Below are 14,958 nucleotides of genomic sequence, written 5' to 3'. Positions count from 1 at the left end.
GGTTTCGGATGTTGGGGTGAACGGCGGCATGCATCAGTGCGCTCCTTCCAGCGCGGCGCTGGCGCTTCCCATATAGGCTTCCATCACCTGCGCGTCTTGCGAGACTTCCCGGTAGCTGCCTTCGGCCAGCACGGCGCCGCGCTGCAGCACCGTGATGCGGTCGCAGATGCCGGACACCACCGCCATGTTGTGTTCCACCATCAGGATGGTGCGGCCGGCGGAGACCCGCTTGATCAGCTCGGTCACGCGGCTCACGTCCTCATGTCCCATGCCTTGCGTCGGCTCGTCGAGCAGCATCAGTTCCGGCTCCATCGCGAGCGTGGTGGCGATCTCCAGCGCGCGCTTGCGGCCATACGGCAGATCGACCGTCAGCGTGTCGGCGAAGGATGCCAGGTCGACCTGCGTCAGCAACTCCATGGCGCGATCGTTCAGGCGCGACAGGCTGGCTTCGCTCTTCCAGAAATGAAAGGACGTGCCGAGCGCGCGCTGCAGTCCGATGCGCACGTTTTCCAATACCGACAAGTGCGGAAACACGGCCGAGATCTGGAACGAACGGATCACGCCCTGCCGCGCGATCCGGGCCGGCGTCGCATGGGTGATGTCGCGCTGGTTGAACAGGATCTGGCCCGCGGTCGGCGTCAGAAACTTGGTCAGAAGATTGAAGCAGGTGGTCTTGCCCGCTCCGTTGGGGCCGATCAGCGCGTGGATATGACCGCGCGTGACCTGCAGGTTGACGTCGTTGACCGCGGTAAATCCCTTGAACTCCTTCGTCAGGCTTCTCGTCTCGAGAATGAAGTCGACCATTGATGCTCCTTGCTGTTTATCACGGACTCACGATCCGGATCTGTTCTGATATTGATGCGGGCGCAACAGGTGCAACAAGCGTGCCATACCGTGCACGAAGGCAATCGATGGCGATGGCGAGCGTATCTTCCATTGTCGGCGCAGCGGTTTCGCGATTCGATAACACATCGCAACTTCTCGCCACGTGTGTTTGCGGTGAACACTCTCCATGAAAGCCACTGTCTTCTGCGCACACATGTTTCACCCGGCAAAGCATGGCAATGGCTTGTCTTCGAGGGAAAGCGCGGTTTTTCGCGTGTGGAACGGAATTTGCTGACAGGCTTACAGAGCACCAACTTCGCGGAGGAACGTGCCGACATTAACAAGGAATGCGCGAGCAGCGGCTGATGAGAATCGTTGCCTGCATCCCTACCCAGCCACATGTTTGAACAGGAAAACGGAGAACGAGATATGAAGCGCACTGCTTATTCCACATTAAGCACGACTCTCACCGCGATTGCGGCGGCAACACTTTCGGCCCATGCCGCAGCCCAGATTTCGGACGATGTCGTCAAGATCGGCGTGATCGTCGACAAGACCGGCGTCTATTCCGCCAACGGCGGCCCGGGCGCAGTCAGGGCGGTTGAGATGGCCGTCAAGGATTTCGGCGGCAAGGTGAACGGCAAGCCGATCGAGATCGTTTCCGCCGACTATCAGAACAAGGTGGACATCGCGCTGTCGAAGGCGCGCGAATGGATCGACCGCGACAAGGTCGACATGATCATCGAGTCGACCGACTCGGCCGCCGCCATCGCGATGCAGAAGCTGGGCGCGGAAAAGAAGCGCGTGATGATCTTCGCCGGCTCCGCCAGCACCGCGCTGACCAACAAGGAGTGCTCGCCCTACGGCATCCATTATGTATATGACACCTATGCACTGGCCACCGGCACCGGCCGCGCGGTGATGCAGGAAGGCGGCGACACCTGGTACTTCATCACGGCGGACTACGCTTTCGGCCATTCGCTGGAAAAGGACACCACCAAGGTCATCAACGAGATGGGCGGCAAGGTGCTCGGTACCATCAAGCATCCGCTGTCCGCATCGGACTTCTCCTCCTTCCTGCTGCAGGCGCAGGCTTCGAAGGCAAAGGTGATCGGCCTGGCCAACGCCGGCAAGGACACCCAGAACTCGGTGCGCCAGGCAGCCGAATTCGGCATCACCAAGGGCGGCCAGAAATTGGCCACGCTGCTGGTGTTCGATACCGACATCAAGGGCCTCGGCCTGAACGCTGCGCAGGGCCTGCTGTTTACCACCGGCTACTACTGGGATTTCAACGACGAGACGCGCAAGTGGTCCAAGCGTTTCTATGACATCCACAAGGCCATGCCGACCATGATCCAGGCCGGCGCGTATTCGGCGACCATGCATTATCTGAAGGCGATCCAGGCCACCGGCAGCGACAACGCCGACACCGTGATGAAGAAGATGAAGGATACCCACATCAACGACTTCTTCGCCAAGGACGGCATCATCCGCGCCGACGGCCGCATGGTGCATGACATGTACCTGGCCGAAGCCAAGAAGCCGAGCGAGTCGAAGGGCGAGTGGGACATCATGCAGATCAAGCGCACGATCCCGCGCGACCAGGCTTTCCAGCCGCTCGCCGAAAGCACCTGCCCGCTGGTGAAGAAGTAATCGCATCACACCGGAGGCCGGCGTTTGCGCGCCGCCTCCGGCGCATTCCACGGCAACAGTGAGCAGAAATCCATCATGAGCAATCCACTTTCCAAGGAACTGGTCCGCGCCTGGCTGAAGCGGCGTCTGGAGAACCGCGAACCGCCGCCCGAGCTGGAGCAGATACGGCGCGAGGTCGGCTGGTCCGACACGGGCAAGGATCTGGACAAGGGAGAGCAGGAGCTGGTCTTGCAGGCGGGGGAGAGCGATGCGCATTTCGCCTGATGCACGCAGCGATGCGCCCGGCGTGCTGCTGGTCCTGAACGACGTCGTCAAGGACATGGAAGACGAGTTCAACCGCTGGTACCAGCAGCAGCATCTCGACGACCGCCTCGGCGTCAGCGGCTTCAGGCGCGCGCGCCGCTATCGTTCGGTGGACGGACAGCCGAACTACATGGCGCTGTTCGACTGCCAGTCGATCGATGTGCTCGCCTCGCCCGCCTATCACCGACGCCTCGCCAATCCGACCGACTGGACCAGGAAGGTCATGCCCGCCTTCCGCAACATGCAGCGCTCGGCCTGCCGGGAAAGCTGGTCGATCGGTGTCGGTATCGGCGGCAGCGCGATCGTCGTGCAATGCAAGCCGATCCAGGGCAGGGAAGACGATGCGCGGCGCTTCATCAGGGACAAGTTCGGCCCTGGCCTGATGCAATCGACCTGTACCGTGCGCATCGCGCTGTGGGAAACCGATGCCGCCGTCACCGCCGCACCCACCTCCGAGATGGCGCTGCGTGGCGGCCAGGACAGCGTCGCCGACTGGGTGCTGTTCATCGAATGCTATGACCTGGGGCAAATGGCGCTGGCCCTGCATACCCAGATCCTGAGCGGCGAAGGCGCCCGGGCCGGCCTGCTGATCGGCTCCTGGATGCGCTACCAGTTGATCTGCGAGCGCAGTGCGCAGCGCGAGGCTGCCTGACCGGTCGCCCCGTCCACCAAATTCATCATTTACACCAACCTCCCAAGGAGAATCGCATGAACAAGGAATTGTTTGACAAAGGCCTCAAGACCCGCCGCGAAGTGCTCGGCGCCGAATACGTCGATGCGTCGATCAAGAATGCCGACGAGTTCAACATGCCGATGCAGGAACTCGTGACGCAATACTGCTGGGGCGATGTCTGGAACCGTCCGGGCCTGGAGCGCCGCACGCGCAGCTTCCTGAACCTCGCCATGATCACCGCGCTCAACCGCCCGCACGAACTGAAGCTGCATGTGCGCGGCGCGATCAACAACGGCCTGACCAAGGACGAGATCAAGGAAGTCTTCCTGCAGGCCGCCATCTACTGCGGCGTGCCGGCCGCCATCGACAGCTTCCGCGTCGCCAAGGAAGTCTTCAAGGAAATGGGGATCTGATGAAGATCGGATTTATCGGACTGGGCATGATGGGCAATCCGATGGCCCATCTGCTGGCGCAGGCGGGGCATGCGCTCGCGGTCATGGACCTGAATGCGGCGACGGCGGCGCGCTTCGCGGCCGAACATGCCGGCGCGACGGCAGTCACCGAGCTGAAGGATTTCGGCGATGCCGAGGTCGTCATCACCATGCTGCCGGATTCGAACGCGGTGGAAGCGGTCGTGCTCGGCAGCGCCGACAAGCCGGGTTTGCTTTCCATCCTGAAGAAGGGCGCGACGCTGATCGACATGAGTTCCGCCGAACCGATGCGTTCGCGCAAGCTGGCGCAGACGCTGCAGGACAAGGGACTGCAGTATCTCGACGCGCCGGTCTCCGGCGGCGTCAAGCGCGCGGTGGATGGCACGCTGGCCATCATGGTCGGCGGCGATGCGGCGGTGCTGGCGCAATGCGAACCGGTCCTCAAGACCCTCGGCAAGAACGTTACGCACGTCGGCCAGCATGGCGCGGGCCACGCGATGAAGGCGCTCAACAACTACGTCTCCGCCGCCGGCTTGCTCGCCACGGTGGAAGCCCTGCACGCGGGTCAGGCGTTCGGCCTCGATCCCGAGATCATGGTAGCCGTCCTCAACAGCTCTACCGGGAAGAACAACACGACCGAAAACAAGGTGAAGCAATTCATGCTGTCGGGCGCGTACAACTCCGGTTTTTCGCTGGCCTTGATGGCCAAGGATCTCGGCATTGCCATGGGACTCGGCAAGTCGGTTGGTTTCGACATGCCGCTGGGCGACGAAGTGCTGCAGATCTGGCGCGATGCGAACGAGGCCTTTGGCAAGGGCGCGGACCATACAGAAATGTATCGCTATTTCCAGACCCTGAAACAGTGACCTGACCATGGAAAACGCCACGCTGCCGACCTACGAAGTCTTCGCGCTGCGCTATGCGACGGTGGCGCGGCGCAGGCCGGAAAACTTCATGTTGCCCGACCCGCATGACGGTCCGATGCCGATGGATTATTTTGTCTGGGTCATCCGCGGCGCGGGCCGCGCCTGGCTGGTCGACACCGGCTTCAACCGGGCCGCCGCCGACGAGCGCAAGCGCAATTTCCTGCGCTGTCCCATCGCCTCGCTGGCGACGCTCGGCCTGCAGCCGGAGGACGTGAGCGACGTCATCATCACGCATCTGCATTACGATCACGCGGGCAATGTGAATCTGCTGCCGAAGGCGCGCATTCACCTGCAGGAAAAGGAGTTGCACTACGCCACCGGCCGCTACATGACGCAGCCCTTGCTAAGGCATCCGTACGCGGTGGACGACGTGGTGGAAATCGTGCGCGGCGTCTACAAGGATCGTGTCGAGTTTTACGCCGGTGATGCGGAGCTCGCGCCCGGCATCCAGTTGCTGCTGGTGGGCGGGCACACCGCCGGCCTGCAGGCGGTGCGCGTGCACACAGCGCGGGGTTGGGTGGTGCTGGCATCGGATGCATCGCACTTCTACGAGAACATTCATCGCGACTCGCCGTTCCCGATCGTCTTCCATGTCGGCGACATGCTGGATGCGTACAGGCGATTGCTGTCGCTGTCGGACTCGCCGGATCATCTGATCCCCGGTCACGATCCCTTGGTGCTGCAACGCTATCCCGCGTTCGGCGATGCGGCATTGGAAATCGTTTGCCTGCATGAACCGGCGTTGCGGCCGTTGGTGCTAGATGGGGAGTGAGGCGTCTGGGGAGTGAGGCGTCTTCCACGGATAAGGCAACTAAACCATCACTGCTTTGTGTCCACGGAAAACACGGAATACACGGAAAAAATTCCTCTGCTTCTTTCCGTGTATTCCGTGATTTCCGTGGACAATCCAGATCACCCCGCCATGCCCAACTTCTTGTACAGATAAGCGCGCGAGATCCCCAGTTCCTCGGCGACCTTCTTCTTGTTGCCGCCGTGCTTGAGCATGGCGTCGCGAATCATCGCCTGTTCCATGTCATCGATCGCGTCCTGAATCTTTCCGGTAGGCCGTGTCGCGACCGTGATCGGGGCCGGTTTTTCGCCAAAGCCCTCAGGGATTGGGCGGAAATTCTGCAAGGTGATTTCCGGGCCGTCGCAGAAGATTGCGGCCTTCTCCACTTCATGCAGCAACTGCCGCACGTTGCCCGGCCAGGGCAGCTCTTTCAGGTAATCGTAGACGCGCCGGTCGACGCGCTTGACCGAGGTGCGGTGGCGCTCGGCGAACGCGACCAGGAAGCTCTGCACCAGGTCCGGGATGTCTTCCGGGCGCTCGCGCAGGCTCGGCATGTGGATGGTGACGCCGCTGATGCGGTAATACAGGTCGAGGCGGAATTCGCCGTTGCTGATCATTTCCTGGAAGTTGCGGTTGGTCGCGCAGATCAGGCGGAAATCCGAATGACGCGCGCGGTCGCCGCCGACGCGTTCGAAAATGCCATCCTGCAATACGCGCAGCAGCTTCACCTGGATTTCCGGCGGCATGTCGCCGATCTCGTCGAAGAACAGCGAGCTCTGGTCCGCCAGTTCGAACTTGCCCTTGCGTCCCTTTTTTTCCGCGCCGGTGAAGGCGCCCGCTTCGTAGCCGAACAGTTCGCTTTCGACCAGTCCGCTCGGCAATGCGGCCGCATTGACGAAGACCATCGGGTTTTCATTGCGCGGGCTGAGCGCATGGATCGCATGCGCGGCCAGCTCCTTGCCTGTGCCGCTCTCGCCGACGATCAGCACCGGTACATACAGCGGTGCGACCTTCAGGATGTCGGCCTTCAACTGACGGATGGCATCGCTATTGCCCACCATCTTTTCCAGGCCATACGAGCGGCGCTTCAGGCCGGACAGTTCATTGCGGTAGAACTCGACTTCGGAGCGCAGCTTGGCGACTTCGCTGCTCAGTTCCAGCACCGTTTCCGGTCCCTTGAACATCACGCGGCCGAGCGCGCCGAGGACTTTGCCATTCTCCAGCAGCGGGATGCGCGCCACCACGCGGGTGACGCCGCCCATTTCCTGCAGCTTGCCGATTTCCGCCTTGCCGGTCTGCACGACTTCATGCAGGTTGGTGTTTTCGATGACCTCGGTGACATGCTTGCCGATGGCTTCGCCGCGCTTGATGCCGAAGAATTTTTCATGCACCGGAGGAATGAACTGGATGCGCGCCTGATCGTCGACGACGACCATCGACTCGTAAGGGTTGTTCAAAAAGTAATCGAACACCGCCTGCGCGAAGTCCACGCTGGAAACAAATTCGAACAGCGTCGATCTGCCCTTCACAGGTTGAATCAGGAACACGACAGCGTCGGGGCTGGTCCGGTAGCTGACGATCAGTTCCGGCTCGCCTTCCAGCGCAATCATGCCGCGCTCCGCGCCTTTTTCCTTGAAACGCTCCAGCAATGCGCGGCGAATTTCAGGATCGCAAGCGAATCCCGTCTGGCAAATAGTTTCGTGTTGTCGATTCAGCACCAGCATGCCGAATTCGGGCAACTTCCCGCTAACCTTCTCGTCAACCGATTTCATCCTGTGTCTTTTCAAAAAACAGATTTCGCGAAATGCATTGTCTCTCAAAAAGACATTCCTTTCACGGTGGAAGTTCAATTGCGGCAAGCATCGGCTGCGCGACGCGGCGGCACGCGGCACGCAAAGCGCCATACGGCGCTGTATTGCGCCGCATGCCCGCGCGACACGATCAGCGCGGGAAGCCCCGGAAATCGGATGGCATGGAGGTTGCTCATGCATATGCAGAACTTGTCCATCAAAGATCTTGCAACCATGCTTCCTGCCGATTCATTACCGCCTCCGCAATCCGAGAACCCGCTGCGCCTGCTTGACGGCATCCGCGTGCTCGACCTCACCACCTCGATCGCGGGCCCCTATGCTTCCCTGCTGCTGGCCGACCTCGGTGCGTCCGTCGTCAAACTGGAGCGGCCCGGCCGCGGCGACGATGCCCGCGCATGGGGGCCGCCCTTCCTCGACGGCGAGTCGCTCTGGTTTCTCAGCGTCAATCGCAACAAGGACAGCGTCACGCTCGACTATTCCAGGCCGGCCGGGCTGGAAGCCCTGCATGCGCTGGTCAAGGTGGCCGACGTCATCATTGTCAACCAGGTTGCGCGCAGCCAGAAGAAGCTCGGCATCGATTACGGTACGCTCAAGGCGCTCAACCCGAGGCTGATCCACGTGTCGATTACCGGCTTCGGGCTGTCCGGTGCAAGCGCCGACCAGCCCTGCTATGATTTGATCGCCGAGGGTTACAGCGGCGTGATGGACATGACCGGCGAAGCCGATCAGGATCCGCAGAAGGTTGGCACGCCGGCGGCGGATCTTCTGTCCGGCGCGGATGCGGCACTCGCGACGCTGGCCGCACTGATTGATCGAGGCCGCACCGGCAACGGCCATGCGATCGATGTCGCCATGGTGGAAAGCATGACCCGATTCATGACCCCGCGCATCATTCCCTATCTCGGCTCCGGCGAGCTGCTGCGCCGCAGCGGCGGAAAAGACAGTGTGATCGCGATCTACCAAACCTTCCATACCGCCGATGACCCGATCACCCTCGGCCTCGGCAACGACAATATCTGGACGCGTTTCTGCGATGCAATCGGGCGCCCGGACATGGGGAGCGATCCGCGCTTTGCCGACAACGTCGGGCGCCGCGAAGGCCGCGCGGAAATCGTGCGCGAAGTCCAGACCATTCTGCTCACGCAGCCGCGCGCGCACTGGCTTGCGCTGTTCGCCAAGGCCCGCATCCCGGCCGGCCCGATCAACCGCATCGACCAGGTCGTGAGCGCGCCGGTGTTGACGGAAAGAGGCCTGTTCTACGCCGCGCAGCGCGACGGCGTCCCGGTTCCCCAGGTCGGCCTCGGCATCCGCTTCGACGACAACCACCAGACCTTCCGCAAGGCCCCGCCGCGACTCGGCGAAGACACGCAGTCCGTCTTCGCCTCCTGGCTCGGCTGGAGCGAAGAAAAGATCCAGCAACTCGGCTCCGCAGGACTGCTCTGACTGCGCCCGCCCACACCGTAAAGGAAAACTTCCATGACACGCAAATTTGAAACCATTCTCTACGCCGAAGACGGCCCTATCGGCACCATCACCTTGAACCGCCCGAACAACGGCAACATGTTCAACGAAACCATGTGTCATGAAATCCGCGACTGTCTCAACGACATCCGCCGCGAGACACGCACCCGCGTCATCGTCATCACCGGCGCCGGCGACAAGTTCTTCTGCATCGGCGGCGAAAAGACCGGCATGGAAGACACCAACCTGTACGCCGGCGTGCTGCCGGTGCTCGACATGTACGAAGCGATCGACCGCCTGCAGAAACCGGTGATCGCTTCCGTGAACGGCTTCGCGGTGGGCGGCGGCCATGTGCTGCAGGTGATGTGCGACATCACCATCGCCAAGGAAAGCGCGATCTTCCGCCAGGTCGGCCCGATGATGGGCAGCTTCGACGCCGGCTTCGGCACCTGGTACCTGGAAGACCTGGTTGGCAAGAAGAAGGCCAAGGAAATCTGGTTCCGCAATCCCAAGATCACCGCCGCCGAAGCGGTGCAGATGGGCCTGATCAACAAGGCCGTGCCGGACGACCAGCTGGCCGCCGCCACGCGCGAGATGGCGCTGGAAATCGCCGATCGCGGCGCTTTCGCGCTGGCAGCCATCAAGAGCGCCTTCCTGGCACGTCACGGCGGCGTCGCCGGCCTGTCGCGTGTGACGCATGACATGCTGCTGCGCCTGAATCTCAACACCGAGGAGTCGAAGGAACTGTCGAAGTCCTTCGCCGAGAAGCGCAAGCCCGACTCCGACAAGTTCGGTCACTGACAGGACACCGGCGCATGAATACGATTCTTACACTTCACGATCCGCAACAGGCGCGCGCCTGGTACGACGCCGGGGTCTGGCAGGATAAGACCCTGTACGGCCTGCTGCAACAACACGCCGGCAGGCAGCCGGATGCCTTCGCGCTGCGCGACAGCGTGCATCGCCTGACATGGAGCCAGCTGCTCGCATGGACCGAGGCGGTGGCGGCGGATCTGGAAGAGGCGGGATTGCGCAAGGGTTCGCGCGTGTCGATCTGGCTGCCGAATCGCGTGGAAGCGCTGGTGGTATTCCTGGCCTGCTCGCGCAACGGCTACATCTGCAATCCGTCGCTGCACCAGAACTACACGGTGGCGGAGATCGTGCGCCTGCTCGAACGCATCGACTGCGAAGCCTTCTTCGGGCAGAAGGGCTACGGCGCCGACGCCAACCGTCCCGGCGTGGCGGAGCAGATCGGCGCCGTCCCGTCACTGCGTCGCACCTGCTGGCTGGAAGCGCGCCAGGGACGCGCCGACGTGGCGGGCGGCAACTTCCCCGCGCCGGGCAGCAAGCAGCCGGTGCATGCGCCGGACAACAATCCCGACAAGATCGTCTATCTCGCCTTCACGTCCGGCACCACCGGCATTCCGAAGGCGGTCATGCACAGCGATAACACCCTGCTCGCCAACGGGCGCGCGATGGTGCAGGACTGGCATCACGACAATAACACCATCCTGCTCACGCTCAGCCCCATCAGCCATCACATCGGCACGGTGGCGCTGGAGCAGATGCTGTCGGCCGGCTTCGAACTGGCGGTGAACGATTTGCCGCCCGGCCTCAAGCCGATCGACTGGATCCTCGAAACCGGCGCGACCTACGTGATGGGCGTGCCGACGCATGCGATGGACATCCTCGCCGAAATGAAGCGGCGCGACATGGAAAAGCTTGGCCGCGTCAAGGTGTTCTACATGGCCGGTGCGGCGATTCCGCGCGAGACTGCGCAGGGCTTCCTGAACCGGGGCATCCTGCCGCAGAACGTGTACGGCATGACCGAGAACGGCTCGCACCAGTACACGCTGCCGAGCGACAGCACCGACACCATCGTCGGCACCTGCGGGCGCTCCTGCGCCGCCTACGAGATCAAGCTGTGGAACCAGGAGAACCCGGACCTCGAAGCGGGGCCGGGCGAGATCGGTGAAATCGGCGGACGCGGCGGCTGCCTGATGCTGGGCTACTTCAACAACCAGACCGCCACCGAGAAGTCCTTCAACGCGCAAGGCTGGTTCATGAGCGGCGACCTCGGCATGCTGGACGAAAACGGCTGCCTCATCATCATGGGGCGCAAGAAGGATCTGATCATCCGCGGCGGACACAACATCCATCCGTCCACTATCGAAGACCTTGCCGTCACGCACACAGCGGTGCTCAAGGCGGCGGCCTTTCCGATCGCCGACGAACGCCTCGGCGAAAAGGTCTGCCTCGCGATCACGACCAACGGCGCGCAGGCGCCCGACGCGCAGCAGATGCTGCAACACCTGCATGCGGCCGGCCTGTCGAAGTTCGACATGCCGGAGTACTACATCCCGCTCGAGGAGTTTCCCCTGACGGCCAGCGGCAAGATCCTCAAGCGCGAGCTGGTGGAATGGGTGAAGCAGGGCCGCATCGCGCCGACGCCGGTGCGTTTCGCCGAGAAACAAACAAGCAAAGAGACAAGCTGACATGCCCATCAAGCTAAGCTATCGCGACGAGTTCGCGATTCTCACCATCGACCGCCAGGAAGCGCTCAACGCATTGAGCTTTTCCCTGATCGGCGATATCGACAAGACCTTCGACGAGGTTGAAAAATCGGATGCGCGCGCGCTGCTCATCACCGGCGCGGGCCAGAAGGCATTCTGTGCGGGCGCCGACATCAGCGAACTGATGAACCGCGACCTGGAAGCGCAGAAGCGCGGCGCGGAATTCGGCCAGCGCGTGTTCGCGCGGCTGGACAACTTTCCGATTCCGTCGGTCGCGATCATCAACGGCTATGCCTTCGGCGGCGGACTGGAACTGGCGCTGGCCTGCACCTTCCGCCTGGCCACGGCCAACGCCAAGGTCGGCCTGCCGGAAATCAAGCTCGGCCTGATCCCCGGCTACGGCGGCACGCAGCGCCTGCCGCGCGCGGTCGGCGAAGCGCGCGCGATGGAAATGATCCTGAGCGGGCGCACCGTGGCGGCGGAAGAGGCGCATCGCATCGGACTGGTGAATCGCCTGGTCGAAGGCGACGCGATCGAAGCCGGCATCGCCTTCGCCCGCGAATTCAGCGGTCACGGCATGGTCGCGCTGCGGCTGGCGCGCGGCGCGGTGCAACGCGCGTTGCAGACCTCGCTCGCCGAAGGACTGAAGATCGAAGCCGACCTGTCCACCCTCGCTTACCAGAGCAGGGATGCGGCGGAAGGCATGGCCGCTTTCCTCGAAAAGCGCAAACCCCAATTCAAGGATTGCTGAAAAAATGAGCAAGCAAGGTATCATCATCGTCACCGGCGCAAGCCGTGGCATCGGCGCGGCGATCGCGATCGCACTGGCCGATCAGGGCTTCAACGTGGCCTGCCTGTCACGCAGGGGCGAATTGCCGGCCGTGCCGAATGCGGGCGAAGCGGCGCTCGCACGCTGCAAGGCGTATGCCTGTGACGTCACGAAGAGCGACAGCCTGCGTGACGCCTTCGCCCAGGTCGCCATGTCCGGTCCCATCGTCGGCCTCGTCAACAACGCCGGCGTGCATCTGGAAGGCCCGAGCGCCACTTTCTCGCTCGACGATTACGAAACGGTGTTCTCCACCAATTCGACCTCGGTGTTCACCAGCTGTCAGCACATCTATCCGCACCTCGTCGCAGCCGGTGGAGGCCTGATCGTCAACATCGGTTCCTTCTTCGACAAGATGGGCGTCAAGCGCAACCTCGCGTACTGCGCGTCGAAGGCGGCGGTCGGCGCGATCACGCGCTGCCTCGCGGTGGAATGGGCAGGCAAGGGCATCCGCGTGCTGGACGTGGCGCCGGGCTACATCATGACCGACCTGAACAAGGAAGCGATGTCGGCCGGGCCCTTGCGCGAGTATCTCGACAAGCGCATTCCCGGACGGCAGCCGGGTACCTCCGAAGACGTGGCGAAGCTGGTGAGGGCGCTGTATTCCGCCGACATGCCGTTCCTGTCGGGCGAAACAATCTATATCGATGGTGCGCAAGGTATCGCGCATTAATTTTTGAAAAGAGAACGCTGTGAATATCTTTGAACGGCTCGACGCCGACATCCCGCTCAACGAGGATGAAAAACTCCTGCTCGACAGCGTGCGGTCACTGGCGCAAGACGAAATCATGCCGCGCGCGGAGCATTACGACAAGACCGGCGAATTCCCCTGGGAGAACGTCAAGGCCATCAACAATCTCGGCCTGAACGCGATGTTCATTCCCGAGCAGTACGGCGGCGCGCAGCTGTCGTACACCGCCTACCTCGCCTGCGTGCGCGAAATCGCGAAGGCATGCGCCTCGACCGGCATCATCTGGGCCACCAATTTCCATGCGATCAAGCCGGTGATCGATTTCGGTTCGGAAGAACAGAAGGCACGCCTCTTGCCGCGCATCGCCGAAGGCGGGCTCGCGGCGCTGGCGATCACCGAACCGAATGCGGGCTCCGACGCGACCGGCATGCGCACGCGCTTCACGCCCGAGGGCGACGAGATCGTGATCGACGGCGGCAAGACCTTCATCACCAACGGCGACGTGGCCGATCTCTATGTGCTGTTCGGCAAATGGAGCGAGATCGACGATCCCAAGCAGGCGATCTCGGTGGTCGTGCTGGAAAAGGGCACGCCCGGCCTGTCGGTGGTGCGCACCGAAGACAAGATGGGCCATCGCGGCTCCAGCACCGCCACCATCTCCTTCGACAATTGCCGCGTGCCGCGCGCCAACCTGCTGTGCAAGCCGGGCGACGGCCTGAAGATCCTGTTCTCCTCGCTCAACAAGTCGCGCCCCAGCGTGGCCGCGCATGCGCTGGGCATCGCGCGCGCCGCCTTCGAGGACGGCGTGGCCTACATCAACGAGCGCAAGCAGTCGGGCAAGAAGATCATCGAATTCCAGGGCATCCAGTTCATGCTGGCCGACATGGCGACCGATCTTGCGATGTGCGAATCCTTCCTGTGGCGTCTCGCCAGGCTGGTGGACGGCGGCGGCAGCGATTTCGGCATCGATGCGTCGATGCTGAAGATGCGCGCTTCCGATCTGGCCATGCGCATCACCACCGACGTGGTGCAGTTCTTCGGCGGCTACGGCTACTGCAGCGATTTCCGCGTCGAGCGCCTGATGCGCGACGCCAAGATCACGCAGATCTGGGAAGGCACCAATCAAGTCCATCGCCAGTTGATCGGACGCAGTTTTTTGACCAAATGAGGACTCCACAATGAGTGAGATCAACACCATCGGCATCGCCGGCTGCGGCACCATGGGCGCCGGCATCGCCATCGTGGCCGCGCGCGCGGGTTTCCGCACGGTCGTGTACGACACGCGCCAGGAAGCGCTGGAGCGTTCGCAGAAGCAGACCAGGGACTTCTTCGCCAAGTCGGTGCAGCGCGGCAAGCTGACCGAGGAACAAATGGCGACCGCCATCAACAACCTGGTGACCACCACCAACCTGGCCGATATGGCGCAGTGCGACCTGGTGATCGACGCCGTGTTCGAAGACCTGCGCGTCAAGCATGAGCTGTTCGGCAAGCTGAACCAAGTCTGCCCGCAGCACACCATTTTCGCGTCCAACACCTCGACGCTGTCGATCACCGAAATCGCCGCCGGCTCCGGCCGCGACGACCGTTTCGTCGGCATGCACTTCTGCCTGCCGGCGCAGCTGATGAAGCTGGTCGAAATGTCGCCCGGCCTGAACACCTCCGAGGAAACCTTCGCTAAGGCCTGGGCCGCCTGTGAAGCGCTGGGCCAGCGTCCGGTGAAGACCAAGGACAATCCCGGCTTCATCCTCAATTACTTCCTCGTGCCCTACAACAATGACGCGATCCGCCTGGTGGAAGCCGGCGTCGCCGCACCGGCCGACATCGACCGCGCCATCAAGGAAGGCCTCGGCTATCCGATGGGGCCGCTGGAGCTGCTCGACCTGATCGGCCTCGACACGCAACTGCTGCTGTGCGATGCCTTGTACGGCATCACGAATGAACCGCGCGCCGCCTGCCCGCCGCTGGTGCGGCGCATGATCGCCGCCGGCCATCTGGGCCGCAAGTCCGGGCGCGGTTTCTATACCTATCAAGGCAATGCCATGTTCGGGAGCTGAC

The 14,958-nt window shown here is 62.6% G+C and carries 15 protein-coding genes; 13 read left to right on the top strand and 2 right to left on the bottom strand.

Going from position 1 to position 14,958, the window contains the following annotated elements; translation table 11 throughout:
• Positions 1-33: 33 nt before the first annotated feature.
• The gene (locus tag VJ651_RS02465; RefSeq protein ID WP_324105896.1) at positions 34-804 is read right to left on the bottom strand and encodes an ABC transporter ATP-binding protein; all 771 of its coding nucleotides are present in this window, start codon (positions 802-804) and stop codon (positions 34-36) included.
• 450 nt (positions 805-1,254) lie between these two features.
• Here VJ651_RS02465 and VJ651_RS02460 point away from each other — a divergent pair, with 450 nt between their 5' ends.
• From VJ651_RS02460 to VJ651_RS02435, 6 genes are all read left to right on the top strand, one after another.
• Positions 1,255-2,478, top strand: a complete 1,224-nt coding sequence (locus VJ651_RS02460) for an ABC transporter substrate-binding protein (RefSeq protein ID WP_324105895.1) — start codon at positions 1,255-1,257, stop codon at positions 2,476-2,478.
• A 75-nt stretch (positions 2,479-2,553) separates the two neighbouring features.
• Complete coding sequence (locus VJ651_RS02455; RefSeq protein ID WP_324105894.1) at positions 2,554-2,742, top strand: hypothetical protein; 189 nt, start codon at positions 2,554-2,556, stop codon at positions 2,740-2,742.
• A complete protein-coding gene (locus VJ651_RS02450) occupies positions 2,726-3,433 on the top strand; it encodes a hypothetical protein (protein ID WP_324105893.1) in 708 nt (235 codons plus the stop codon). The genes VJ651_RS02455 and VJ651_RS02450 overlap by 17 nt, the downstream gene beginning before the upstream one ends.
• 56 nt (positions 3,434-3,489) lie before the next feature.
• Positions 3,490-3,867, top strand: a complete 378-nt coding sequence (pcaC, locus tag VJ651_RS02445; RefSeq protein WP_136420004.1) for a 4-carboxymuconolactone decarboxylase — start codon at positions 3,490-3,492, stop codon at positions 3,865-3,867.
• Complete coding sequence (locus VJ651_RS02440; RefSeq protein WP_414691291.1) at positions 3,867-4,751, top strand: NAD(P)-dependent oxidoreductase; 885 nt, start codon at positions 3,867-3,869, stop codon at positions 4,749-4,751. The genes pcaC and VJ651_RS02440 overlap by 1 nt, the downstream gene beginning before the upstream one ends.
• Before the next feature lie 7 nt (positions 4,752-4,758).
• Positions 4,759-5,583: an N-acyl homoserine lactonase family protein gene (locus VJ651_RS02435; RefSeq protein ID WP_324105892.1), complete on the top strand. Its 825-nt coding sequence runs from the start codon at positions 4,759-4,761 to the stop codon at positions 5,581-5,583.
• A 140-nt stretch (positions 5,584-5,723) separates the two neighbouring features.
• On the opposite strand, the gene VJ651_RS02430 is transcribed toward VJ651_RS02435, so the two are convergent.
• Positions 5,724-7,373, bottom strand: a complete 1,650-nt coding sequence (locus tag VJ651_RS02430; RefSeq protein WP_324105891.1) for a sigma-54 interaction domain-containing protein — start codon at positions 7,371-7,373, stop codon at positions 5,724-5,726.
• A gap of 213 nt (positions 7,374-7,586) precedes the next feature.
• On the opposite strand from VJ651_RS02430, the gene VJ651_RS02425 reads away from it, so the two are divergent.
• Genes VJ651_RS02425 through VJ651_RS02395 form a run of 7 tightly spaced genes read left to right on the top strand, consistent with a single transcriptional unit; the run spans position 7,587 to position 14,957 of the window.
• Positions 7,587-8,855 (top strand): CoA transferase, encoded by a 1,269-nt coding sequence (locus VJ651_RS02425; protein WP_324105890.1) that lies wholly within the window; start codon positions 7,587-7,589, stop codon positions 8,853-8,855.
• Positions 8,856-8,888: 33 nt separating this feature from the next.
• A complete protein-coding gene (locus VJ651_RS02420) occupies positions 8,889-9,674 on the top strand; it encodes an enoyl-CoA hydratase-related protein (RefSeq protein WP_136420007.1) in 786 nt (261 codons plus the stop codon).
• Between the two features lie 14 nt (positions 9,675-9,688).
• On the top strand, positions 9,689-11,368 hold the full coding sequence (locus tag VJ651_RS02415; RefSeq protein WP_324105889.1) for a class I adenylate-forming enzyme family protein: 1,680 nt from the start codon (positions 9,689-9,691) through the stop codon (positions 11,366-11,368).
• Position 11,369: 1 nt separating this feature from the next.
• A complete protein-coding gene (locus VJ651_RS02410) occupies positions 11,370-12,137 on the top strand; it encodes an enoyl-CoA hydratase/isomerase family protein (RefSeq protein WP_324105888.1) in 768 nt (255 codons plus the stop codon).
• A 4-nt stretch (positions 12,138-12,141) separates the two neighbouring features.
• Complete coding sequence (locus VJ651_RS02405) at positions 12,142-12,885, top strand: SDR family oxidoreductase (protein ID WP_324105887.1); 744 nt, start codon at positions 12,142-12,144, stop codon at positions 12,883-12,885.
• A gap of 19 nt (positions 12,886-12,904) precedes the next feature.
• Positions 12,905-14,071 carry an acyl-CoA dehydrogenase family protein gene (locus tag VJ651_RS02400; RefSeq protein WP_324105886.1) on the top strand — a complete coding sequence of 389 codons (1,167 nt, stop codon included), beginning with the start codon at positions 12,905-12,907 and terminating at the stop codon, positions 14,069-14,071.
• A 10-nt stretch (positions 14,072-14,081) separates the two neighbouring features.
• Positions 14,082-14,957: a 3-hydroxyacyl-CoA dehydrogenase family protein gene (locus VJ651_RS02395; protein WP_324105885.1), complete on the top strand. Its 876-nt coding sequence runs from the start codon at positions 14,082-14,084 to the stop codon at positions 14,955-14,957.
• The last annotated feature ends 1 nt before the right edge of the window (position 14,958 follow it).

The sequence above is a fragment of the Noviherbaspirillum sp. genome, from assembly GCF_035254865.1.
In the GTDB taxonomy this organism is placed as follows: domain Bacteria; phylum Pseudomonadota; class Gammaproteobacteria; order Burkholderiales; family Burkholderiaceae_D; genus Noviherbaspirillum.
The sequence above is the reverse complement of the archived record's forward strand: the minus strand, read 5'-3'. Positions and strand labels throughout refer to the sequence as shown.

Excerpts from the sequence above, each read along its gene's own strand:
- VJ651_RS02425 (WP_324105890.1), top strand. The coding sequence starts at position 7,587 with ATGCATATGCAGAACTTGTCCATCAAAGATCTTGCAACCATGCTTCCT.
- VJ651_RS02455 (WP_324105894.1), top strand. The coding sequence starts at position 2,554 with ATGAGCAATCCACTTTCCAAGGAACTGGTCCGCGCCTGGCTGAAGCGG.
- VJ651_RS02410 (WP_324105888.1), top strand. The coding sequence starts at position 11,370 with ATGCCCATCAAGCTAAGCTATCGCGACGAGTTCGCGATTCTCACCATC.
- VJ651_RS02435 (WP_324105892.1), top strand. The coding sequence starts at position 4,759 with ATGGAAAACGCCACGCTGCCGACCTACGAAGTCTTCGCGCTGCGCTAT.
- VJ651_RS02465 (WP_324105896.1), bottom strand. The coding sequence starts at position 804 with ATGGTCGACTTCATTCTCGAGACGAGAAGCCTGACGAAGGAGTTCAAG.
- pcaC (WP_136420004.1), top strand. The coding sequence starts at position 3,490 with ATGAACAAGGAATTGTTTGACAAAGGCCTCAAGACCCGCCGCGAAGTG.
- VJ651_RS02460 (WP_324105895.1), top strand. The coding sequence starts at position 1,255 with ATGAAGCGCACTGCTTATTCCACATTAAGCACGACTCTCACCGCGATT.
- VJ651_RS02395 (WP_324105885.1), top strand. The coding sequence starts at position 14,082 with ATGAGTGAGATCAACACCATCGGCATCGCCGGCTGCGGCACCATGGGC.
- VJ651_RS02405 (WP_324105887.1), top strand. The coding sequence starts at position 12,142 with ATGAGCAAGCAAGGTATCATCATCGTCACCGGCGCAAGCCGTGGCATC.
- VJ651_RS02440 (WP_414691291.1), top strand. The coding sequence starts at position 3,867 with ATGAAGATCGGATTTATCGGACTGGGCATGATGGGCAATCCGATGGCC.
- VJ651_RS02420 (WP_136420007.1), top strand. The coding sequence starts at position 8,889 with ATGACACGCAAATTTGAAACCATTCTCTACGCCGAAGACGGCCCTATC.
- VJ651_RS02450 (WP_324105893.1), top strand. The coding sequence starts at position 2,726 with ATGCGCATTTCGCCTGATGCACGCAGCGATGCGCCCGGCGTGCTGCTG.
- VJ651_RS02430 (WP_324105891.1), bottom strand. The coding sequence starts at position 7,373 with ATGAAATCGGTTGACGAGAAGGTTAGCGGGAAGTTGCCCGAATTCGGC.
- VJ651_RS02415 (WP_324105889.1), top strand. The coding sequence starts at position 9,689 with ATGAATACGATTCTTACACTTCACGATCCGCAACAGGCGCGCGCCTGG.